Genomic DNA, 21,874 nt, shown 5'->3' on the forward strand with positions numbered 1-21,874 from the left:
CGCGAAGCAATCCAGACTGTCACCGCGGAAAGACTCTGGATTGCTTCGCTACGCTCGCAATGACGGTGGTTAGAGCAACGCCGGAAATCTTGCCGCCGTGTCCTCCAGCGGCAGCCGCAGCCCATTCGCCAGATACGACACTGTGCGGTAGAAGCCGCACAGCAGCATGATCTCCAGGATCTGCGCCTCGTCGTAATGCGCCGACAGCGCGGCGAACTCGGCGTCGTTAAAGGTCGCGCGGTGATGCAGCGCGTCGACGGCGGCGATCAGCGCCTGCTCGGCCGGGGACCAGCACGGCGACCTCGCATCGCCTCGCACGGTGGCGTGCACTTCCTCCTCGGTGAGTTTCGCTGGCCCGGCAAAGACCGCGGCGTGCACGCCCCATTCATATTCGCATTGGTTCAGCGCGCAGGTGCGGTCGATCACAACCTCGCGCTGCCGCAACGAGAGCGGGCCGGGATCGAGCAGGCCGCCGGCGCGAAACTTGTCCCAGGCGCGGGTGTGGCCCGCCATCACCCGGAACAGCAGCAGCGGCGGCGCACCGCGCATGATGCGGTCGAACTGCGCCTGGATCTCCGGGGGATAAGGCGGGGTGAGCGGGGCAATGCGCGGTGTGGCCTGGGACATCGGCCGCCTCTCTTGCTACATTTACTGTAGCAGTACGCTACACTATTTGTAGCATCACGCAAGAGGGCGGCGATGGCGAAACAGACCACTTCGAGATCGCGCGGCGTCCGTAGCTCGCGCACCCGGCCTGTCATGGTGCTGCTCGACCTCCTGGGACGACGCTGGAGCCTGCGAATCCTGTGGGAGTTGCGCGACGCCCCCCTCACCTCGCGCGCATTGCGAGCGGCCTGCGACGAGGCCTCGCCGACGGTGCTGCAGGCGCGGCTGGACGATTTGCGCGAAGCGGGGTTCGTGGAGCTCGGCGAAGCCAGCGGTTACGGGCTGACGGCGCTGGGGCGGGAATTGTGCGAGACGTTCATGCCGCTGCATAGGTTTGCGGAGCGGTGGCGAAGCAAGAGCGGCGCGTAAGTCTGGCCATGCCGTCCCGACAAGCTTGTCATTGCGAGCGAAGCGAAGCAATCCAGACTGTCGCCGCGGAAAGATTCTGGATTGCTTCGCTTCGCTCGCAATGACGGCGACCTAAGCCGCCGCCACCGTCAGATTCGCACCGTCGACCTGCACCACCTTCACACGCGTGCCCGCCGGCGTATCAGGACCTGCGACGCGCCAGACGGTGTCGCCGATGCGCATGGTGCCGTTGCCGTCGACGATCGGCTTCTCCAGCGTGAACTCGCGGCCGAGGAGCGCATCCGCGCGCTTGTTGAGGAAGGGGCTGGCGGCAATTGCATCCGGCTTCGGCCGGGCGAGCCGGCGCCAGACCGGCACGGCGGCGGCGGCGAAGATCGCGAACATCACGAGCTGGATCTGCCAGGATATCGCTACTCCGAACGAGATCAGCCCGACCAGCAGCGCGGCGAGCCCGAGCCAGAACAGGAACACGCCCGGCGCCAGCACCTCCAGCGCCATCAGGACGAAGCCGAAGATCAGCCAATTCCAGGTGCCGAGCGATACGAACATGTCGGTCATGACACGACCTCTTTGCAATGGCGCATGCCCTCGTCGGAAAACCGGTGTCCACTTTTCCGGGGCATGCGCTTTACCCCTGCCGCGGCGGCACCGCCGGCGGCGTGCTGCCGGTCGTCGGCACCGCCCCGCGACGAGCGGCGGCAGCCGCGGATGCCGCACTCTCGCCGAACGTCGCCTTGGCGATCTCGCCGATGCCGGCGAGCGAGCCGAGCATGCTGGTGGCTTCGATCGGCAGCATGATGATCTTCTGGTTCGGAGAGTCCGCGAACTGGCCGAACGCCTTGATATACTTGTCGGCGATAAAATAGTTCAGCGCCGCGACGTCGCCCTTGGCGATGGCTTCACTGACCATCTGCGTCGCCTTGGCCTCGGCTTCCGCCGACCGCTCGCGTGCTTCTGCGTCGCGGAAGGCGGCCTCGCGGCGACCTTCCGCCTGGAGGATCTGGCCCTGCTTGGCACCCTCTGCGCGCAGGATCTCGGACTGGCGCGCACCTTCAGCCTGAAGGATGTCGGCGCGTTTGACGCGCTCGGCCTTCATCTGTCGGCCCATGGCTTCGACGAGGTCCGCCGGTGGCACGATGTCCTTGATCTCGATACGATTGACCTTGAGGCCCCAGGGCGAGACGGCGGCATCGACCACACGCAGCAGGCGCTCGTTGATTTCGTCACGGTGCGACAACACCTGGTCGAGATCCATCGAACCCATCACCGAGCGGATGTTGGTCATGGTCAGCACGGTGACGGCCTGGGTCAGGTTGGAAACCTCGTAGCTCGCCTTGGCGGCATCGAACACCTGAAAGAAGGCGACGCCGTCGACCGTCACGGTGGCGTTGTCCTTGGTGATCACCTCCTGCTCGGGGATGTCGATCACCTGCTCCATCATGTTGATCTTGCGTCCGACGCGATCGAAATAGGGCACGATCAGATTGAGCCCGGGGCTCAGTGTCTGGGTGTATTTGCCGAACCGCTCGATGGTCCAGTCATAGCCCTGCGGTACCGTTTTCACGCCGGCAATCAGCGTGACGATGACCAGCAAGACCAGCACAATTGCGAAAATGTCGAAACCGCTCATATTTCCTCCAAGGCGGGAAAGATTGTCGGGAAAAGGCCTTTTCCGCGCTGTCATTGGTCGGGATCACGACCCCAAGGGTTCAGTAAAGCGTTCAGTAAAGAGTTCAGAAGATTCAAGGCTCAGCGGTCGTGCCTGATTTCGGCATCGGCAGGATTCTACACAAGACGCCGGGAGAGGGAATGGTCGCGATTATGTATTTGCGAGGCGCTCTTGAAAGCGTGCTGGCGTAGACCTAGCGCCGACGTTAACGAATCCGGCCATGCCGGCCGTCGCAGCCGAATCCTACTCGATGACCTCGTTCGCGGTTGCGAGCAGGCTTGGCGGAAGCGTGACGCCGATCGCCTTCGCAGTCTTCAAGTTGATCGCGAGCTCGAACGTGGTGGGATTCTGGACCGGCAAGTCGGCCGCTCGCGCACCCTTCAGGATGCGATCGATATAGGAGGCGGCGCGGCGGAGCTGCTCGGCGCTATCGGTACTGTAGGACATCAAGCCACCCTCGTCGACGAAGGTGCGGCTCCAGAACACCGCCGGCACGCGCGCTTCATTGATCGCCGCCAGCAGAAGCGCACGGTTGGACATGGTGAAGAAGTCCGGCAGCACCAGTAGGCCGCCGTCTTTCCGTAGGGCCAGGGCGGCGATCGAGGCCGTGTCATGGACCGGCACGGGCTCCACCGTCACATCGAGCGCGCGGCCGGCGTCCTCGATCGTACGCAGCATCAGCGGCGCGAACGGCGCGGTGGCGGGATTGTAGACGACCAAGACACGGGACGGTTTTGGCGTGACCTGCGTCAGCATCTCCAGCCATTTGCCGGCCAGCGGGCCGTCGTAATCGGTGAAGCCGGTGACATTGCCGCCGGGATGGGCGAGATTCTGGACAAAGCCCTGGCTGACAGGATCTGTGACGACGGCGAAAACGATCGGGATGGTCGTCGTGCGCCGGCGCAGCTCCTCGACCGAGGGCGTGCCGACCGCAAGCAGGATGTCGGGCTTGAGCGCCACGAGTTCGTCGGCGAATTGCGCGATCCGTGCGCGGTCGCCGCCGCCGTTGCGCCAATCAATCTTGAGGCTGTCGTGCTCCTTCCAGCCATGGCCGGCAAGCGCCTCGACCAGGACCGCGCTACGCGTCTGACCGATCGCATCGTCGGCCGCAGTGACCGAGAGCACGCCAAGCCGGCGCGCCGCATTCGTTTGCGCCAGCACCGAGGCCGGCAGCGCCGCAATCACCCCAAGAAGCGCCAGAACCTCGCGGCGGTTCATGGGGCGCTCCTCGGATCCAGGCTCACTAGATCCAGCCCTGGAGCTCGCGCAGCACCAGCGTTCGGATCACATCCATGCCGGGGTCGCTGTCGTTGAGACAGGGGATCGCGGAAAACTGCTCGCCGCCATTGTGCTTGAAGATCTCGGCATTCTCCTGCGCGATCTCCTCCAGCGTCTCGAGGCAGTCGGCGGAAAAACCCGGCGTGATCACCGCGATGCGGCGCACGCCCTCTTTCGCCAGACGCTCCATGGTCTTGTCGGTGTAGGGCTGCAGCCACTCGTCGAATCCGAACCGCGACTGGAAGGTCAGCAGCAGCTTTGTCTCATCCATGCCCAGCCGGCGGCGCAGCGCCTCTGTGGTCGCGACGCATTGGCTCTGATAGGGATCGCCCTTGTCGACATAGGCCTTCGGCATGCCGTGGAATGAGGCGACGATCAGCTCCGGCTTGAAGGGCAGGCTCGCCAGATGCGTCTCGATCGAGGTGGCGAGCGCCTCGATATAGGCTTCGTCCTCGTAATAAGGCGGCGTCACCCGCAGCGTCGGCTGCGCGCGCAGCCGCGCAAGCACGCGAAACACCTCGTCGCAGACGGTGGCGGATGTCGCAGCCGAATATTGCGGATAGAGCGGTACGGCAAGGATGCGATCGCAGCCCTTCGCAATCAGGGCATCGATGCCCGACTTGATCGAAGGATTACCATAGCGCATCGCCCACTCCACCGTGACCTGGTCGCGGTCCGAAAGCATGGCCGCGAGCCTGTCGCTCTGCGAGCGCGTGATGGTCTTGAGCGGCGACTCGTTCTTCTCGGTGTTCCAGATCTTGAGATAGTCGCGCGCCTTGGCGCGGGGGCGGGTGCGCAGGATGATGCCGTTCAGCACCACCTTCCAGATCAAGCCTTGATTCTCGATGACGCGGGCGTCCGAGAGGAACTCCTTCAGATAGACCCGCACGCCGCGCGCGTCGGCGGTATCGGGCGTGCCGAGATTGACCAGGAGTACGCCGACGCGCGAGGGGGCGGGCCGCGTGGCCGGCATCGCGGTCTGGCTGGGGGCGATTGTCATCATGATCCGTTGCGTCGCGCGTTGTTCCGAACTTGTCAAGATTGGGGCGGTTTCGCTAGGGTCAGTACACAGGGGGAGAACCATGACGCTGGCGGAATGGTGCATTTTCGGGGCGCTACTGCTCTATCTCTTAACGATCGTCTCGATCAAATGGATCAGATTTCGCGGCTTCGACAATTCGCGGCCGCGCGATCCAGCTTTCTTCGAGGACGCCATCGCTCAGCGCGCGCTCGGCGCGCATCAGAACGGGATCGAGACCTTTCCGTTCTTCGCCTTTGCGGTGCTGCTCGCCGAATACAGGGATTCGCCGCAGCGCCTGATCGACGAGCTCGCGGTGCTGTTCCTGATCGTACGGATCGCCTATGTGCTGACCTATCTCGGCAACCGCCCGACGCTGCGCTCCATTCTCTGGAGCATCGGCTTTGCGATCAATCTCGGGATCTTCTTCATGCCAGCGTTGAAGCAGTTCTTGCCGGTGTGACACCTTTCCTTCCTTCTCCCCTTGTGGGAGAAGGTGGCGCGAAGCGCCGGATGAGGGGTTCTGTCCGCGGCGCGGCGAGCCACCCTCTCCACAAGGGGCGAGGGAAAAACTCAGAAACACGTCGTCCGTTCGGCCGCGACGTAGCCCAACAACAGACCCGCGCCGAACAGCAGCACGACGCCGGCGGCGGCGAATTCGATGCCGCGCATGAACAGTGCGCCGCCGCCGTCGCGTCCGGCGCTCAGGCGGGCGGCGATGTCCTTGGCGGAGACGGCGACCACAGCGATGGCCGCGACCGTGATCGCGGTGCCGAGCCCCATCAGCAGGGTCGCGGCAATGCCGGCCCAGAACAGGCCCTGGGCCAGCGCGAACACCAGCACCAGGATCGCGCCCGAACAGGGGCGGATGCCGACGGTCAGGATCGCGGCAAAGCCGCGTCCCCAGCCACCGGGGCCGGCGAGTTCGCTCGGCGTGGGGCCGTGGGAATGGCCGCAATGCTCGTCGTGAACGTGGTCATGCTCGTGGTGATGATGGGCCTGGGCGTGATCGTGGCCATGATGATCGTGCGCATCGTGATGGTGGTGATCATGCGGCACGCCCGCGATCGCCGGCACCGGCTGAACCGCCTGCAGCGTACGGATGAAAGTGCGGCCCTTGACCCAGACCAGGCGCAGGCCGAACAGCGCGATCAGCGCGTAGCTTGCGATCTCGATCGCGCCTTCCGCCCTGCACATGGTCTTGGCGGTCGCATTCAGCACGCAGGCCGAGATGCCGACGATCAGGATGGCCACCAGCGACTGCATCAACGCGGAGGCAAACGACAGCACGATGCCGCGCCGGGCGGTCTCGCGATTGGCGACGAGATAGGAGGCGATCACCGCCTTGCCGTGCCCGGGACCAGCCGCGTGGAAGATGCCATAGGCAAACGAGATGAAGAGCAGCGTCCACACCGCGGAGCCATCGGACTTCGCGGCGCGGATGGTCGCCGACATCTGGCGATAGAATTCCGACTGTTTTGCCAACAGCCAGCCGATCAAGCCGCCGGCCTCGGGCTGGGCAGCTTGTGGCGAACGCGGCGCGCCGAACGGGTTCTGCGCGAGGAGATCGTGGAGCGCCGCATCGGTCACGCCCACGACGAGAAGAACGCCGGCGCAGACAGCGAGCCCGCGTGCCATGGGCGTGAGTTGCGGCTTCAAGGGCAATCCACCGTGATCTTGTTGGCGAACATCATGCCGAAATTGGAATTCTCGCCGTTCATAAAAGTCTGCTCGTTGAGCTTCTGAGCACTCGCGGTGCCGTCGCTCGGCCGGTCAAGTTTCATCTGGCAGCCGCCGGGCGCGCCGACCAGCTTGACCGGATTGTCCTTGGCCATCTGGAAGTCGATGAAGAAGGAGCGGTCGAAAACTTCGAGCACCAATTGCCTGGACTTGACCGGGTTCTTCAGGGGCAGCGTGAAGTGCAGGGTCAGGACCGTATCCTTGTAGTCGAGGAAGTAGTCGACCGGCTCCTGAAATCGCTCCTTCTTGCCGTCGGCTCGCGCGAAGGTGAAGTAGGCATATTCCTTCAGCGACTCGACATTGGTCTGCGCCAGTGAACCCAGCTCCTCGCGCGTATAGGCACCCTTGGCCTTGCTCTCCAACCCCTGCACGGCATAGGCCGAGAACATGTCGTCAAACGTCCAGGCGTGGCGCACGCCGGTGATGGTGCCGTCCTCGGCGTAGAGCAGTTCACTGGTCGCGGTGATCCAGACATGCGGATGCGCCTGCGCCGCGCCTGCCGCGAGCGACAGGGCGACGGCGAGCAGCAGCCCGAACAGGGCGCGCATGCCCATCAGGCCGCCTTCGGAGCGTCGAGCAGGCCGCGGCGGCGCAGCAGCGCGTCCGGCTCCGGCGGCCGGCCGCGGAAGGCCTCATAGGCGGCTTCTGGATCAACCGATCCGCCGCTCGAGTAGATGTCGTCGTGCAGGCGCTTTGCGACGGCGGGATCGAAGATGTCGCCGGCTTCCTCGAATGCACCGAAGGCGTCGGCGTCCATCACCTCAGACCACATGTAGCTGTAATAGCCGGCGGCATAATGATCGCCGGTGAAGATGTGACCGAATTGCGTCGGCCGATGACGCAGCGAGATTTCCTCGGGCATGCCGATCTTTTCCAGCTCGCGTCTCTCGAAGGCGCGGACATCCTGCGCGGCGGAGGCCGGCTGGGTGTGGAACTCGAGATCGACCAGCGCCGAGGAGACGAACTCGACGGTAGCAAAACCCTGGTTGAATTTTCGCGCGGCGAGGAAGCGTTGCAGGAGGTCGTCCGGCAGCGGCTCGCCGGTCTGGTAATGGCGCGCGAACTGCTGCAGCACCTCCGGCCGCTCCTGCCAGTGCTCGTACAGCTGCGAGGGTAGCTCGACGAAGTCGGTGAATACTGAGGTGCCCGACAGCGACGGATAGGTCACGTTGGAGAGCATGCCGTGCAGGCCGTGGCCGAACTCGTGGAACAGGGTGCGGGCGTCGTCAGGCGACAGCAGCGAGGGTTCCCCATCCGCGCCCTTGGAGAAGTTGCAGATGTTGAGGATCAGCGGCGCGACCTCGCCGTCGAGCTTCTGCTGGTCGCGCAGCGATGTCATCCAGGCGCCGGAGCGCTTCGACGGCCGGGCGAAGTAGTCGCCATAGAACAGCGCCTTGTGCTTGCCGTCCCGCCCCTTCATCTCCCAGACCCGGACGTCCGGATGCCAGACCGGCACGTCCTTGCGCTCCTCGAAGGTGACGCCGAACAGGCGCGTGGCGCAGTCGAAGGCGGCGGCGATCATGTGGTCGAGCGCGAGATACGGCTTGATCGCCGCGTCGTCGAAATTGGCGCGCTGAAGACGCAGCTTTTCGGCGTAGAAGCGCCAGTCCCAGGGCGCGAGCTTGAAATTGCCGCCTTCCTCCGTGATCAGCACCTGCATGTCGTCGCGGTCGGCGAGCGCCCGCGCCCGCGCCGGCTTCCAGACCCGCTCCAGAAGGCCGCGCACCGCTTCCGGTGTCTTGGCCATGGAATCCTCGAGCCGGTAGGCCGCGAAGGTCGGGTAGCCCAGGAGATTGGCGCTCTCCTCGCGCAGCTTCAGGACCTCGACGATGGTCGCGTTGTTGTCGTTGGCATTGCCGTTGTCGCCCCGCGCGGTGAAGGCCTTGTAGACCTTCTCGCGCAAGTCACGCCGGGCCGAGCTCTTCAGGAACTGTTCGACCGAGGAGCGCGACAGCGTGACGATGGCCTTGCCGGCCATGCCGCGTTCTTCTGCCGCAGCCTTGGCGCTGGCGACAAAACTCTCCGGCAGGCCCTGGCGGTCGGCTTCGCCGAGCTCCATGAACCATTCCTGCTCGTCGCCGAGCAGATGATGACTGAAGCTGGTGCCGAGCTGGGCGAGCTTCTCGTTGATCTCCGCCATCCGGGTCTTGGCCTCTTCGGAGAGGCCGGCGCCGGAGCGGTGGAAGCGGGTGTAGGTGCGCTCGAGCAGGCGGAGCTGTTCCGGCGTCAGACCGAGATTGGCGCGGTTCTCGTGCAGTTGGGCGATGCGGCCAAACAGCACGGCGTTCATCATGATCGGATTCCAGTGCCGCGCCATCCGCAAGGAAACCTCCTTGTCGATCTCCAGGATGGCTGGGTTGGAATGCGCCGAGACGAGGTCGTAGAAGACCGACGCGACCTTGCTGAGCAGCTTGCCCGAGCGCTCCAGCGCCGTGATGGTGTTGGCGAAGTCGGCCGCGGTCGGGTCGCTGGTGATCGCTGCGATCTCGGCGGAGTGGTCGGCGAAGGCCTGCTCGAAGGCCGGGAGGAAGTGCTCCGGCTTGATCTCGTCGAAGGGCGGGGTCGCAAACGGCGTCACCCAGGCCTTCAGCAGCGGGTTGGTCTCGGAGTCCGTAGTTTGGCGGGGTTCTGACATTACAAGTCCCGATTTGTGGCTCGATTGTTGCGGCCAGCTATAGCACGCGATGGGGCTTTTTTGGGCCATTTGCCCTTGCTCCCGGCTGCCTTTTCGGGGAGATTGCGGCCCTCCAAGCCTAGGACCCCTGAGCTCATGAACGCGACCTCCTCGTCTTCCCGTCGGATCGTCTGGCCGAGCGTCATCACCGTCATCAGCGCCGCCATCCTGATCGGCGCCGAGGTGTTCGGCGCGGCGTTTGCCGGCGGCTGGGCGCTCGCGATCCTGTTCGGGCTGGGCGAGCAGGGCACGCACATCCTTCAGGCCGCGCTGTTTGCACTCGGCGTGCTCGTGATGACTGCCTTCATCCGCGCCGCTCAGCGCGTCGAGCCGTTCACGAAGCGCGGCTGAAGCGGGTAGGCGTGCGAGAGACACGCGCGCAGAAAACTTAACGCGCGTTCATCTTCCGCGTCGCTCGCGCAACACTGCGCAAGCAGATGTTAGGCAATTCTGTTCGCAGTCTAAAAAATCTCTTGCGAAGCAGAGTCAAAACACTTATGTGCGGATTGCCCAATTTCGCACGTGCCTGTGGTCGTGTGTCAGTCGGTAGGTATCCGGACAAGAGGCCGGACAGCCGCCAAGGGGTGAAGAAGCCGAGGGGCTCTTCGGAAGTGTGGAAGTCGGAAGGCTCATAGCCGGAAGACGAAAGCAAACCCGGAGCGTCCAGCATCTCTCTCAAAGAGATGCCTTGTCGAAGGTGACTTTGCTCTTTGCAACCGTGACTGGCAGCCGGAGGCGAACCGGCGCACCCCGCTCTCAACGGGGGACGCGACTTAAAGCAACGACGGATCGGGCTTTTTTGGTCTCTACCGGCAGTCCAACGCCGGCGCGGGCTACTGAAAAGGCTTGTCCTTCATTGCCAGGTGTGCGGGCGGGAACATTCCCAACCAATCCACGGCAGCACAGTCTGATGTGAGTCTTTGGCTCGTCGCGCCTCCATCGCGCGATCTGGCCGGAGCGCTCTTATCCGACGTCATTTTTTGAACGGATCCCCGTCGCTGGGCCGTTTGGGAGAGTGCTATGACCGACCGTATCCAGGAATTCCTGCGCAACCGCCGCAGCGAGGGCCTCGACACCGAACCGTGCCTCGTCGTCGACCTCGAAGTCGTGCGCGACAATTACCAGACCTTTGCCAAGGCGCTGCCCGACAGCCGCGTGTTCTATGCCGTCAAGGCGAACCCGGCGCCGGAAGTGCTGACTTTGCTCGCCTCCATGGGCTCCTGCTTCGACACCGCGACTGTCGCCGAGATCGAGATGGCGCTGGCCGCCGGTGCGACGCCCGACCGCATCTCCTTCGGCAACACGATCAAGAAGGAGCGCGACATCGCGCGCGCCTTCGCGCTCGGCATTCGGCTGTTCGCGGTCGATTGCACCGCCGAGGTCGAGAAGGTCGCCCGTGCCGCGCCCGGCGCAAAGGTGTTCTGCCGCATCCTCTACGACTGCGCCGGCGCCGAATGGCCGCTGTCGCGCAAGTTCGGCTGCGACCCGGAGATGGCCGTCGACGTGCTCGACGTTGCCAAGCGTCTGGGCCTGGAGCCGTGCGGCATCTCCTTCCATGTCGGCTCGCAGCAGCGCAAGGTGAAGGCGTGGGACCGTGCGCTGGCGATGGCCTCGCAGGTGTTCCGCGACTGCGCCGAGCGCGGCATCAACCTGACCATGGTCAACATGGGCGGCGGTTTCCCGACCAAGTACCTGAAGGACGTGCCGCCGGTGGTGACCTACGGGCGCTCGATCTTCCGCGCGCTGCGCAAGCACTTCGGCAACCAGATTCCGGAGACCATCATCGAGCCGGGCCGCGGCATGGTGGGCAACGCCGGCATCATCGAGTCCGAGGTCGTGCTCATCTCGAAGAAGAGCGACGAGGACGAGGTGCGCTGGGTCTATCTGGACATCGGCAAGTTCGGCGGTCTCGCCGAGACCATGGACGAGTCGATCCGTTACGCCATCCGCACCCCGCATGACGGCGCGGACATGACGCCGTGCGTGCTCGCTGGGCCAACCTGCGATAGCGCCGACGTGCTGTACGAGAAGAACCCGTATCCGCTTCCGGTGACGCTCGAGATCGGCGACAAGCTGCTGATCGAAGGCACCGGGGCCTATACGTCGACCTACTCGGCGGTGGCGTTCAACGGCATCCCGCCGCTGAAGACCTACCATATCTGATCGCCTCTCTTTCCGAGGCCTGACGAACCCGGGAGCCGGCTTGCCGGCTCCCTCCCTGACATTTCGATTTCTGACGACGCCTTGGACCGGCGTGCTTTGGGCACGTCCGTTTCAAGCGGGGACTGACGCGCCATGACTGCTCTTCGGAAGACACAGGTTGATCCCACTTCGAAAGCCGCTCCGTTCGCGATCCGTGCGGAGCGTGCGGCCGACGTTGCGATGCGTGAAGCGCTGCTCGATGCGTCCTTTGGCGAGAACCGCCATGGCCGCACCTGCCAGCGCCTGCGTGACGGACGCGCACCCGCAGCCGGCCTCGCGCTGACCGCGATGCGCGAGGGGAAGCTCGTGGGAACCGTGCGGCTGTGGCACGTCAGCGCCGGAGGCAGGCCCGCTCTGGTCCTCGGACCGCTGGCGGTGGACCCTGCCTGCCGCGAGCTCGGGATCGGCGCCGCGCTGATGCAACAAGCGCTGGCTGCCGCCCGGGCGCGCGGGCATGCCGCCGTGATCCTGCTCGGCGATGCCCCTTATTACGCCCGCTTCGGCTTCTCCGCCGCCAACACCGGCGAGCTGTCGCTGCCTGGTCCGTTCGAGCGCGACCGCCTGCTGGCGATCGAATTCCATGCCGGTGCGCTGGATGGCGCCGAGGGGATGATCGTCCCGACTGGCGCGGCCCTACCCAAACGGAGGGTAGTTCGCGGCCTCGAGGCGCGCGCGGCGTAAGGGATTGCCATGATGGCGCCGACCCCGCCGCGTTAAGCGGCAACGCCCGGCTGTGCCTGCGTTAGGCTTCGTTCCTTTGGGGTTGCGCAGGCCGGCAAATTGCCCCTAAACCCCACGAAATTCCTCTTCAGTCGAGGCCCACGACCAATGTCCCGCCGCCTGATTTCCACCGGCTCCCCGTTCGAGAAGACCGCCGGCTACAGCCGCGCCGTGATCGACGGCGAGTTCGCCTTCGTCGCGGGGACCACCGGTTACGACTACTCCACGATGACAATGCCGGCCGATGTCACGAGCCAGTCACGCAACTGCTTCAAGACCATCGAAGCTGCCCTGAAGGAGGGCGGCTTCGAGATGGCCGACATCGTCCGCGTGACCTACTACATCACCGACATCAAGGATGCGGACGCGCATTTCGCGGTCTGCGGCGAAGTCCTCGGCGAGATCCGCCCGGCCGCCACGCTTCTCGTCGTCTCGGCGCTCTACAAGCCCGAGATGAAGGTCGAAATCGAAGCCACTGCCAAGCGCCGCAGCGCCTGAGCCATCCCCCACCATTTGTTCGCCAGCATGTTCCGGAGAAACCATCCCATGAGCCCCGCCTCGCAGATCTACGCGAAGATCACTGGTCCCATCGTCATGGTCGGCTTCGGCTCCATCGGCAAAGGCACGTTGCCGCTGATCGAGCGGCATCTCGATTACGACAAGTCGCGCGTTACCGTGATCGATCCGAAGGACGAGGGTCGCAAGGCTCATTGCGAGAAGCACAATGTGCGCTTCATCCAGAAGGGCGTGACCAAGGACAATTATCGGGAGTTGCTGACCCCGCTGCTCACTGAGGGCGGCGGCCAGGGCTTTTGCGTCAATCTCTCGGTCGACACCGGCTCCACCGACATCATGGAGCTCTGCAACGAGCTCGGCGCGCTCTACATCGACACCGTCAACGAGCCCTGGCTCGGCTTCTATTTCGATTCGTCGAAGGGCCCGGAGGCGCGCTCCAACTACGCCCTTCGCGAAGCGACGCTGGCTGCCAAGAAGGCGCGCCCCGCGGGCTCGACCACGGCCGTCTCCTGCTGTGGCGCCAATCCCGGCATGGTCTCGTTTTTCGTCAAGCAGGCGCTGCTCAACGTCGCCGCTGACCTGAAGCTCAATGCGCCCAAGCCGAAGACCAAAGCCGAATGGGCGGACTTGATGCGACAGGCCGGCATCAAGGGCATCCACATCGCCGAACGCGACACCCAGCGCTCCAAGAAGCCGAAAGAGCCCGATGTCTTCGTCAACACCTGGTCGGTGGAAGGTTTCCTGTCGGAAGGCGTGCAGCCATCAGAACTCGGCTGGGGCACCCACGAAAAATGGATGCCCGAGAATGCGCGCACCCACGAATCCGGCTGCGGCGCCGCCATCTATCTGATGCAGCCCGGCGCCAATACCCGCGTGCGCACCTGGTGCCCGACCCGCGGCGCGCAGTATGGCTTCCTTGTCACCCACAACGAGTCGATCTCGATCGCGGACTATTTCACCGTGCGCGACGCATCGGGCACGGCGGTCTATCGGCCGACCTGCCACTATGCCTATCATCCGGCTGACGATGCCGTGCTGTCGCTGCATGAAATGTTCGGCCGCGCCGCTAAGATGCAGGAAAAGCACCATATCCTCGACGAGAACGAGATCGTCGACGGCATCGACGAGCTCGGCGTGCTGCTGTTCGGCCATGACAACAATGCCTATTGGTACGGCTCGCAGCTCTCCATTGAAGAGACCCGCAAGCTCGCGCCCTACCAGAACGCCACTGGCCTGCAAGTGACCTCCGCCGTGCTCGGCGGCATGGTGTGGGCGCTGGAAAACCCGAACGAGGGCATTGTCGAAGCCGACGAGATGGATTTCGACCGTCTGCTGGAAATCCAGCTGCCCTATCTCGGCCCGGTGAAGGGTTTTTATACCGACTGGACGCCGCTGACGGATCGTCCGGGACTGTTTCCGGAAGACATCGACACCAGCGATCCCTGGCAGTTCCGGAACGTTCTGGTGCGGTGATTATGCCGTCATGCCAGGACTTGTCCCGGGCATCCACGCACTTTCTTTCTCGCGACTCCAAGAACGTGGATGGCCGGGACAAGCCCGGCCATGACGCCACAACTGGCAGCTAGCTACTTCCTCTCGATCGGAGGCGCGATCTTCTCGGCTGGCGCCGGCGGCAATGCTGGTTTAGCCGCGCCCGCAGCGCCCTGCGTCTGCGGGTCGGGTCGCGCCGGCTCTGGGGCGGGCGTGGTCGGCCGGTCGCCGCCGGGCTTGGCTTCCGCGGGCTTGTTCTGATCGTCGGACGGCGTGCCCTGAAGGGGCTGCGTCGCCTGGGCCGTCTGCATCCGAGTCTCGGCGCGGATTTGCGCCAGCGACATGCCCGAGACCACAACTCCTGCTGCGAACAGCGAGCAGGCAACCATCAGGTCGAGCTTCAGTCTGCGCTTGTCATATTGGCCGGGCATGTCGATCACCGCCTTTGTCCGTGGGATCAACGAAATCGCCGGTCCGCGGTTCCCTGCCCGCGGGGGCGGGAACTCGGCGGCTGCGCGCCCAATTGCCGCGCTCAGTCCGTGGTGCTGACTTCCCAGGTGGCGTGGCGGACGCCGGGCAGGTGCTGGAGATCGGTGGCCACTGCATTCAGCTCGTTTGGATCGACGGCGCTCGCGACCAGCTTTGCCTCGATCTCGATCAGATCATCCCCGGTTTCGACCATTTCGATATCGGCCACCAGATATTTTGCGCTCTCGAGTTTCTCAACGAGCCGGTCACGCATGTCGGGCAAGGCGTCCGATGCGACCGCGAGCTTGAAGTAATAGGTCGCCTCGGAGGTCTTCTCGTTGAGAGGGATGCGGTTGATGGCGTTGACCAGCGGCCGCAGCATGGTGTTGCCGGCAATGACGAAGACGGTGAGCGCCGCGGCCTGCGCGACCATGTCGGCGCCGGCGCAGGAGCCGACCGCGGCCGAAGCCCACAGCGTCGCCGCGGTATTGAGCCCGCGCACGTCCATGCCCTGCTTCATGATGACGCCGGCGCCGAGGAAGCCGATGCCCGAGACGACGTAGGAGATCACCCGCACCGCGCCGTCGGCGCCGGTCAGGTGCATGGCGAGATCGACGAAGGCGGCGGCGCCGACCGCGACCAGCACGTTGGTACGCAGGCCCGCGGTGCGCTGCCGGTACTGCCGCTCAGCCCCAATCAGCGTGCCCAGCACGAACGCCGTGAACAGGCTGACCAGCGTGTCCGCGAAGTCAGCGATCTGGAAGGTCGTCAGAAACCGCATGGCCCCATCTACGGTCGGAACGATGACAGATTAAAGCTCCAGCAGGCCGCCGTCGCCATTTTCGTCGGCGAACGCCAGCAGCGTCCCCTTGGCGTTCCAGGCGAGCGCGGCCACCGGCGGGGTGCCATTGCGGCGGACGAGGATCTCGGCGCCGTCCTCCAGACGCACCATCAGCACGGTGCCGTCGCTGTAGCCGGCGGCGAAGATGTCGTTCCTGGGATGGCAGGCAACGACCGACACGCGCGCCTGGAGCGGCGCGAGCATCGCAGGCTCCTTGCCCATCGGGCCGTCCTTGCTGGCGAACGGCCATATGATGACGGTGTCGGCGCCCGAAGTCGCGAGCCCCTTGCCGCCCGCGCTCCACGACATCGAGCGGACGCGGCCGGGATAGCCGGTCATGCGCATGTGCCTGTTGTCGGCAAGCCGCCAGCCGTGCAGCGCCGATTCGTGCATCGTGGTGACCAGGAATTTGTTGTCCGGGCTGAAGGTGACGCCGAGATGCGAGCCGGCCCAGGGAAGGAATTCCGCCGATCCCGCCATGTTGGGAAACCACAGCGTCGCGCCGTTGTAATGAGCAATCGCGAGACGCTGGCCCTTCGGCGCAAACGCGAGGCCGCCGACGGTCGAGGGCACCTCGAGCGACTTCTCCTCGCTCGTGCCGCTCTTGAAGAAAGCAGTCTTGCCGGCCGACCAGGCGTAGGCACCGTCCGGATGCAGCGCCACCGCGTCGATCCAGCGCCGCTTCGGGTCGGAGGCAAGCAGCGTCACCTCGCCCTTGGCGTCGAGCGATAGGACTTTTCCATCGTCGCCGCCCATCACGAGGCGCTTGCCGTCGGAGGCGACCGAGAGAATGCCGCCGCTGTGCGCGGCGACCTTGCTGATCTCGCCCTGGCCATCCACGAACGCGACAGTCTCCTCGCCGCCGACGAAGGCAGCGCGGGGCCCAAGGAAATGCACGGAGGTCACGACCATCCCGAGCGCGAGCGGTTTGACGCGCTCGGTGACGGAGACGATCGAGGCGGAATCGGCGGGCGGCGTAAACTCTTTCATCACGAGACGATGCAGCTCTCAAAACCTTGGCGAATGAGATCTTGCGGCAATTCGCGGCCGATGAAGACGAGGCGGCTCTCGCGCGGTTCGCCGTCCTTCCACTTCCGCTGGTGGTTGCCCTCCAGCATCATGTGGACGCCCTGGAAGACGTAGCGGTCGTCGTCGTCGTGGAAAGCGAGGATGCCCTTGGAGCGCAGGATCTTGCCGCCCTCGACCTGCACCAGGTTCTGGAGCCAGGGCATGAACACGTTCGGATCAAGCGGCTTGTCGGTCTTGAGCGACAGCGATTGCATGTCCTCGTCGTGATAGTGCTTCAGGCCGTGGCCGTGATCATGATCGTGATGATGGTCGTGACCGTGGTGATGATGATCATGGTCGTGGTCCTCGGCATTCAGGAAGTCCGGCTCGATGTCGAGGATGCGGTCGAGATCGAAGGCGCCGCGGTCGAGCACGTCCGCCAAAGCCACCGAGCAGCGCTCGGTGCGGTGCAGCTTCGCATAGGGGTTGATGGCGCGGATGCGGGCCTCGACCTCGGCAAGCTCGCCCTTGGTTACGAGATCGGTCTTGTTCAGCACGATGACGTCGGCAAAGGCGATCTGGTTCTTGGCCTCGGGCGCGTCCTTGAGACGGTCGGACAGCCACTTGGCATCCGCGACCGTCACGACCGCGTCAAGGCGCGCGTTCTTCTGCACGTCCTCGTCGACGAAGAAGGTCTGGGCCACCGGTGCCGGATCGGCAAGACCGGTGGTCTCGACGATGATGGCGTCGAACTTGCCCTTGCGCTTCATCAGGCCTTCCATGATGCGCACGAGATCGCCGCGCACGGTGCAGCAGATGCAGCCGTTGTTCATCTCGAACACTTCCTCATCGGCGCCGATGATGAGGTCGTTGTCGATGCCGATCTCGCCGAATTCGTTGACGATGACGGCGTACTTCTTGCCGTGGTTTTCCGACAGGATGCGGTTCAACAGCGTGGTCTTGCCGGCACCGAGATAGCCGGTCAGGACGGTCACGGGAATTTTTGGGGCGGTCGCTTCAGACATAACAACTCCGGACTTCGGGCTTTTCGCGCGACGCGAGGCGGGGTGGCCCCTGCCCTAATGGTCAAGCGCGCTGGTCAGGGCCTTTATATTGTGCCTGACCATATCAATGTAAGTGGGTGCAGGCCCCTTTTCGCCGGTCAAACCGTCCGAAATCAGGGTCCCACCGACTTTTGAGCCGGTCTCCGCCGCGATCCGCCGGATCAACCGGTCGTCGCTGATATTTTCCAGGAACACGGCGGGGATTTTTTGGGCCTTGATCTGGCCGATGATGGTGGCGATGTCCCGCGCGCTGGGCTCGGTTTCCGTGGAGACGCCGAGTGGCGCGATGAACTGGACGCCGTATTCGGCGGCGAAATACCCGAAAGCGTCATGGGTCGAGATCACCTTGCGCCGCTCTTGCGGGATTTTGGCCACGGCTTCGCGGACCTCGCGGTCAAGCGTTTCGAGCTTTTCCAGATAGGCCTTGGCCTGGGCGCGGAAGAACTCCGCATCATCGGGGTCGGCCGCAGCCAGCGCATTGGCGATGTCGGTGACATAGATTTTGGCGTTGGGGACGGACTGCCAGCCATGCGGGTCTGCTGCAGAGCCGAGCTTAAGCGGCGCGATGCCGGCGCTCGCGTTGACCACCTGCGCCTTGCTGCCCGAGGACTGCACGAGGCGCGGCAGCCAACCCTCGAGACCAAGTCCGTTGACGACAACGAGCTTTGCGTCCGCGATCCGCTTCGCATCGCTTGGCGCGGGCGTGTAGACATGGACGTCGCTGTCGGCCCCGACCAGCATCGTCAGATTGATCCGGTCGCCCCCGACATTGCGGACGAAATCGGCGAGGATCGAGAAGCTCGCGACGACCTTCAGTTGCTCCGCGGCGTGCAGCGGCGAGGCAATCAGCAGAAGCACACAAAGCAGGATGCGCCGCATCGCTATCACGCTTCCAGATGCCGGCCGGGAAACAGCTGCCTGACGACGCCGCCGACCCGGCCGAACAGGACGGAGACGGTGTAAAGCGCGCTCGCCACCAGAATGATCGCCGGGCCCGAGGGCACACGGGTCTGGAACGACAGCACGAGGCCGGCATAGCCGGAGACGGCGGCAGCGACGACCGCGATGCAGATCATGACGGTGAGATCGCGCGACCAGAACCGCGCGATGCCGGCCGGCAGGATCATCAGACCGACCGCGAGCAGCGTGCCGAGCGCCTGAAAGCCGTTGACGAGGTTGATCACGACCAGCGCGAGGAAAGCGAGATGCGCAGGCCCGCCAGCCCGGCTCACGGTGCGCAAGAACAAGGGGTCGACACTTTCGATCACCAGCGGCCGGTAGATCACCGCGAGCACCAGCAGCGTCACCGTGGCGTTGAAGGCGACGACCAGCAGCGTCTGGTCGTCCATCGCGAGAATATTGCCGAACAGCACGTGCAGCAGGTCGATATTGGTGCCCTTGATCGAGACGATCGTCACGCCCAGCGCCAGCGATGCCAGATAGAAGGTCGCGAGCGAGGCATCCTCCTTCAACCCGGTCGAGCGCGCGACGAGGCCTGCGAGGATTGCGACGGCAAAACCTGCGATCAGGCCTCCGGCCGTCATCGCGAACAGATTGAGACCTGAGAGCAGAAAACCGACAGCGGCGCCGGGAAGGATTGCATGTGCCATGGCGTCGCCGACCAGGCTCATCCGCCGCAACATCAGGAACACGCCGATCGGCGCACCCGCGAGCGACAGCGCGATGACGGCCGCAAGCGCACGTCGCATGAACTCGAATTCGGTGAACGGGCCGATCAGCGCATCATAGAGCATCGGATATCAAGCCGCCCGTGAGCGGGCATCATCGGCCGAGCAGGCGGCGGCGCTGTCGTCGAAGGCTTCGCACATCCGCATCGCGACCATCAGGTTTTCCGGCGTCAGCACCTCCGCCGTCGGCCCCCACGCCACGGGACCGCGCGCCAGCACCAGCGTCTCGCTGAAATGGGTGCGCACCATCTCCATGTCGTGCAGCGCGGCGAGCACTGTGCGGCCCTCGCCATGCCAGTGCTTCACCAGCGTCAGCAGATCAGCCGTGGTCTTGCTGTCGATGGCGTTGAAGGGCTCGTCCAGCACGATCAGCCGCGCGTCCTGGAGCAGTACGCGCGCGAACAGCACGCGCTGCATCTGGCCGCCCGAGAGTGTGCCGATCGGGCGGTTTTCGAAGCCGTTGAGGCCAACGGAAGCGATGGCGCGGAGGATCTTTTCCCGCGCCGCCTTGCCGATGCCGCCGAACAGCCCGGTCCCACGCCACAGCCCGGTGGCAACGAAGTCCAGCACCGAGATCGGGAAGCTGCGGTCGATCTCCGCGCTCTGCGGCAGATAGGCGATATCGCGGCTGTCGAGCCCGCCGAGATGGATGCTGCCGTCGAGCGGCCTGAGGATGCCGACGATGCCGCGCAGCAGCGTCGACTTGCCGGCGCCGTTCGGGCCGATCACGGCCAGCAACGCACCCGGCGCGACCTCACCATTGAGGTGGTGCACGGCCGGATGGCGGTCATAGCCGAGCGTAACGTTGTGGAAATGCAGCGCCGCCATGGTCACCTCATCGCCAGGAAGACCACGCCCCAGAGCACGGCGCAGACCGCGAGCGCGGCCGCGAGGCGGGCGGCCATCGTCATGCGCAGGATCGACCAGTGCGCCGCCTGAGCCGGATGCGGAGAGGCCGCATCGTGGACATGGGCGTGGGTGTTAAGCGGGTGGCTGTGATCGTGTCCGTGCGAATGCCCGTGATCATGGGAATGGCCATGAGCATGGTCGTGATGATGGGCTGGGGACGCGGCGGGAACCATGCCGAAACGTTATATTATAACATTACCCCTGTCCACGCCGGGCTCAAGGCTTGCCAATCACCATGGAAATGGCGGCGGCGACGAACGGGAACGGCAGCGAGACCGCACAGCGGAACCAGACGAAACGGGCCGGCATGAAGGGAATTTCCCACAAAATCACCCGCTGGAAGGCAAACAGCGCCCAGGCGACGACATAGGCGACCACCTGCGGCACCCCACCGCCCGATTTCAGCGCCACCGTACCGATGGAGAACCCGATCACCGGGCCGCCGGGCGTCGCGGCCCCGGCGACCACGGCAGTCGCGACCCCGAGCCAGCCGCTGTCCGGGCCTAGCCAGCCGCTGATCACCTCCTGCGGGATGATGGCGGCGATGTAGCCGGAGCCGATCACCCCCAGCGCGATCCGTGGCACGATGTTGATGAAGTCCATCGAGCCTTCGCGCAGCGAGGCCTTGAACACCGGTGGGCCGCGGCGATAGGCGATCAGGCCAACGCCGAACACCGAGCCCCACAACAGGATGTCGATCAGAAGCGCGGCGCTCAATTCTCGTCGTCCTTGGTGGCCGGCTTCGGATAGAGCCGGACATAGACGAAGCGGCCGAGCGCGCCTGCGAGCACCGGCAACGGCAGCGAGATGACAATGCGCCATAGCGTGAAGTCGGTGCCCATGATCGGGATTTCCCAGGCCACGGCCCGGCCATAGCCGATCAAGGTCCAGCTCACGACCATGGCGATGGTGGCACCGAAATCGGCGCCGACCGCGAGCAGCGCACTCGCCACGGGATAGGCGGTGAAGGGACCGCCGGGCAGGATCGCGCCGAAGGCGGTGCCGATCAGAAGGCCTTTCAGGCCCGATTTCGGCCCGAGCGCGCGCGACACTTTTTCGTGCGGCAGGATCTCGGAGATGAACGCACCGAGCAGGCAGCCGGCCAGCACGCGCGGCAGGATGCCGCTGAACAGCGAGAGATCGTGGGTCAGTATGTCGAGAACACCGTCGGTGCCGTCACGCCGCCAGACCAGACCCGCGCTCACCGCCACCAGCGCTGCGATGATGATGGTCGACCAGCCGATCGGCTTGCGCACGCGGCCCGGCCGCGGCTCGGATTCCGCGTCCTCGGCGGGCGCCGGGTCTTTCGGGGAGGGTTCTGACAACGGGCGCGTTCGGCTCGAGGGTGATGCCCGTCCTGATTAAGGGCGCCGCGGATGCGATGCAAACAGTACGATGACGGGAGCGATGCGCACCTCGCGCAGAGCCATGCGAGGCGAAGTGCGAATTCCGCACAGCAAAAAGGCGGCCGCGCCTGCGACCGCCTTTTCAATTCCGTCATTCCGGAGCGGCAAAGCCGACCCTGGAATGCGTGAAGCCCCGGGCCCTGTCGA

Annotated in this window: 25 protein-coding genes; 7 read left to right on the plus strand and 18 right to left on the minus strand. The window is 64.8% G+C overall.

The window, feature by feature from the left end; genetic code table 11:
• Positions 1–69 precede the first annotated feature (69 nt).
• The gene (locus IVB40_RS31140) at positions 70–627 is read right to left on the minus strand and encodes a carboxymuconolactone decarboxylase family protein (RefSeq protein WP_247284716.1); all 558 of its coding nucleotides are present in this window, start codon (positions 625–627) and stop codon (positions 70–72) included.
• Between the two features lie 72 nt (positions 628–699).
• Here IVB40_RS31140 and IVB40_RS31145 point away from each other — a divergent pair, with 72 nt between their 5' ends.
• Positions 700–1,035, plus strand: coding sequence for a helix-turn-helix domain-containing protein (locus IVB40_RS31145; protein ID WP_247817264.1), 336 nt, complete (start codon positions 700–702; stop codon positions 1,033–1,035).
• A 111-nt stretch (positions 1,036–1,146) separates the two neighbouring features.
• On the opposite strand, the gene IVB40_RS31150 is transcribed toward IVB40_RS31145, so the two are convergent.
• The 4 genes from IVB40_RS31150 to hemH form a co-directional block, all read right to left on the minus strand.
• Positions 1,147–1,593, minus strand: coding sequence for an NfeD family protein (locus IVB40_RS31150; protein WP_247817265.1), 447 nt, complete (start codon positions 1,591–1,593; stop codon positions 1,147–1,149).
• A gap of 70 nt (positions 1,594–1,663) precedes the next feature.
• The gene (locus IVB40_RS31155) at positions 1,664–2,665 is read right to left on the minus strand and encodes an SPFH domain-containing protein (RefSeq protein ID WP_027565538.1); all 1,002 of its coding nucleotides are present in this window, start codon (positions 2,663–2,665) and stop codon (positions 1,664–1,666) included.
• Between the two features lie 282 nt (positions 2,666–2,947).
• Complete coding sequence (locus IVB40_RS31160; RefSeq protein ID WP_247357856.1) at positions 2,948–3,922, minus strand: ABC transporter substrate-binding protein; 975 nt, start codon at positions 3,920–3,922, stop codon at positions 2,948–2,950.
• Positions 3,923–3,947: 25 nt separating this feature from the next.
• Positions 3,948–4,985 (minus strand): ferrochelatase, encoded by a 1,038-nt coding sequence (gene hemH / locus IVB40_RS31165; RefSeq protein ID WP_247817266.1) that lies wholly within the window; start codon positions 4,983–4,985, stop codon positions 3,948–3,950.
• A gap of 79 nt (positions 4,986–5,064) precedes the next feature.
• Here hemH and IVB40_RS31170 point away from each other — a divergent pair, with 79 nt between their 5' ends.
• On the plus strand, positions 5,065–5,463 hold the full coding sequence (locus tag IVB40_RS31170; RefSeq protein WP_247817267.1) for an MAPEG family protein: 399 nt from the start codon (positions 5,065–5,067) through the stop codon (positions 5,461–5,463).
• A gap of 110 nt (positions 5,464–5,573) precedes the next feature.
• Here the strand turns inward: IVB40_RS31170 and IVB40_RS31175 are convergent, their stop codons facing one another.
• The 3 genes from IVB40_RS31175 to IVB40_RS31185 are packed head-to-tail and all read right to left on the minus strand — an operon-like array spanning position 5,574 to position 9,375.
• The gene (locus IVB40_RS31175) at positions 5,574–6,659 is read right to left on the minus strand and encodes a nickel/cobalt transporter (RefSeq protein ID WP_247817268.1); all 1,086 of its coding nucleotides are present in this window, start codon (positions 6,657–6,659) and stop codon (positions 5,574–5,576) included.
• On the minus strand, positions 6,656–7,294 hold the full coding sequence (locus IVB40_RS31180) for a DUF1007 family protein (protein ID WP_247817269.1): 639 nt from the start codon (positions 7,292–7,294) through the stop codon (positions 6,656–6,658). Before IVB40_RS31180 ends, IVB40_RS31175 begins: the two co-directional genes overlap by 4 nt.
• On the minus strand, positions 7,294–9,375 hold the full coding sequence (locus IVB40_RS31185) for a M3 family metallopeptidase (RefSeq protein WP_247817270.1): 2,082 nt from the start codon (positions 9,373–9,375) through the stop codon (positions 7,294–7,296). The genes IVB40_RS31180 and IVB40_RS31185 overlap by 1 nt, the downstream gene beginning before the upstream one ends.
• Before the next feature lie 135 nt (positions 9,376–9,510).
• On the opposite strand from IVB40_RS31185, the gene IVB40_RS31190 reads away from it, so the two are divergent.
• The 5 genes from IVB40_RS31190 (at position 9,511) to IVB40_RS31210 (ending at position 14,325) form a co-directional block, all read left to right on the plus strand.
• On the plus strand, positions 9,511–9,765 hold the full coding sequence (locus tag IVB40_RS31190) for a hypothetical protein (protein WP_007597166.1): 255 nt from the start codon (positions 9,511–9,513) through the stop codon (positions 9,763–9,765).
• 669 nt (positions 9,766–10,434) lie between these two features.
• Complete coding sequence (locus IVB40_RS31195) at positions 10,435–11,577, plus strand: type III PLP-dependent enzyme (RefSeq protein ID WP_247427912.1); 1,143 nt, start codon at positions 10,435–10,437, stop codon at positions 11,575–11,577.
• Positions 11,578–11,709: 132 nt separating this feature from the next.
• The gene (locus IVB40_RS31200) at positions 11,710–12,297 is read left to right on the plus strand and encodes an N-acetyltransferase (protein WP_247284725.1); all 588 of its coding nucleotides are present in this window, start codon (positions 11,710–11,712) and stop codon (positions 12,295–12,297) included.
• Positions 12,298–12,444: 147 nt separating this feature from the next.
• Positions 12,445–12,834, plus strand: coding sequence for a RidA family protein (locus IVB40_RS31205; protein ID WP_247817271.1), 390 nt, complete (start codon positions 12,445–12,447; stop codon positions 12,832–12,834).
• A gap of 48 nt (positions 12,835–12,882) precedes the next feature.
• Positions 12,883–14,325: a homospermidine synthase gene (locus tag IVB40_RS31210; RefSeq protein ID WP_247817272.1), complete on the plus strand. Its 1,443-nt coding sequence runs from the start codon at positions 12,883–12,885 to the stop codon at positions 14,323–14,325.
• Between the two features lie 113 nt (positions 14,326–14,438).
• Here the strand turns inward: IVB40_RS31210 and IVB40_RS31215 are convergent, their stop codons facing one another.
• The 10 genes from IVB40_RS31215 to IVB40_RS31260 all read right to left on the minus strand — a co-directional run bounded on the left by IVB40_RS31215 (position 14,439) and on the right by IVB40_RS31260 (position 21,646).
• A complete protein-coding gene (locus IVB40_RS31215; RefSeq protein ID WP_007597175.1) occupies positions 14,439–14,774 on the minus strand; it encodes a hypothetical protein in 336 nt (111 codons plus the stop codon).
• 101 nt (positions 14,775–14,875) lie between these two features.
• Positions 14,876–15,592: an MgtC/SapB family protein gene (locus tag IVB40_RS31220; protein ID WP_247817273.1), complete on the minus strand. Its 717-nt coding sequence runs from the start codon at positions 15,590–15,592 to the stop codon at positions 14,876–14,878.
• Between the two features lie 30 nt (positions 15,593–15,622).
• The gene (locus tag IVB40_RS31225; RefSeq protein WP_247819616.1) at positions 15,623–16,642 is read right to left on the minus strand and encodes a WD40 repeat domain-containing protein; all 1,020 of its coding nucleotides are present in this window, start codon (positions 16,640–16,642) and stop codon (positions 15,623–15,625) included.
• Positions 16,642–17,685, minus strand: coding sequence for a GTP-binding protein (locus IVB40_RS31230; RefSeq protein WP_247284731.1), 1,044 nt, complete (start codon positions 17,683–17,685; stop codon positions 16,642–16,644). Before IVB40_RS31230 ends, IVB40_RS31225 begins: the two co-directional genes overlap by 1 nt.
• Before the next feature lie 54 nt (positions 17,686–17,739).
• On the minus strand, positions 17,740–18,603 hold the full coding sequence (locus IVB40_RS31235; protein WP_247817274.1) for a zinc ABC transporter substrate-binding protein: 864 nt from the start codon (positions 18,601–18,603) through the stop codon (positions 17,740–17,742).
• A 5-nt stretch (positions 18,604–18,608) separates the two neighbouring features.
• Entirely contained in the window at positions 18,609–19,478 is an 870-nt protein-coding gene (locus tag IVB40_RS31240; protein ID WP_007597190.1) for a metal ABC transporter permease, read from the minus strand.
• 6 nt (positions 19,479–19,484) lie between these two features.
• Positions 19,485–20,240: an ABC transporter ATP-binding protein gene (locus IVB40_RS31245; protein ID WP_247284733.1), complete on the minus strand. Its 756-nt coding sequence runs from the start codon at positions 20,238–20,240 to the stop codon at positions 19,485–19,487.
• A gap of 2 nt (positions 20,241–20,242) precedes the next feature.
• Positions 20,243–20,494: a hypothetical protein gene (locus IVB40_RS31250; RefSeq protein WP_035961020.1), complete on the minus strand. Its 252-nt coding sequence runs from the start codon at positions 20,492–20,494 to the stop codon at positions 20,243–20,245.
• A gap of 43 nt (positions 20,495–20,537) precedes the next feature.
• A complete protein-coding gene (locus tag IVB40_RS31255) occupies positions 20,538–21,038 on the minus strand; it encodes a hypothetical protein (RefSeq protein ID WP_247817275.1) in 501 nt (166 codons plus the stop codon).
• Complete coding sequence (locus IVB40_RS31260; RefSeq protein WP_247284735.1) at positions 21,035–21,646, minus strand: permease; 612 nt, start codon at positions 21,644–21,646, stop codon at positions 21,035–21,037. Before IVB40_RS31260 ends, IVB40_RS31255 begins: the two co-directional genes overlap by 4 nt.
• Between the last annotated feature and the right edge of the window lie 228 nt (positions 21,647–21,874).

The organism is Bradyrhizobium sp. 40 (genome assembly GCF_023100925.1).
In the GTDB taxonomy this organism is placed as follows: Bacteria; Pseudomonadota; Alphaproteobacteria; order Rhizobiales; family Xanthobacteraceae; genus Bradyrhizobium.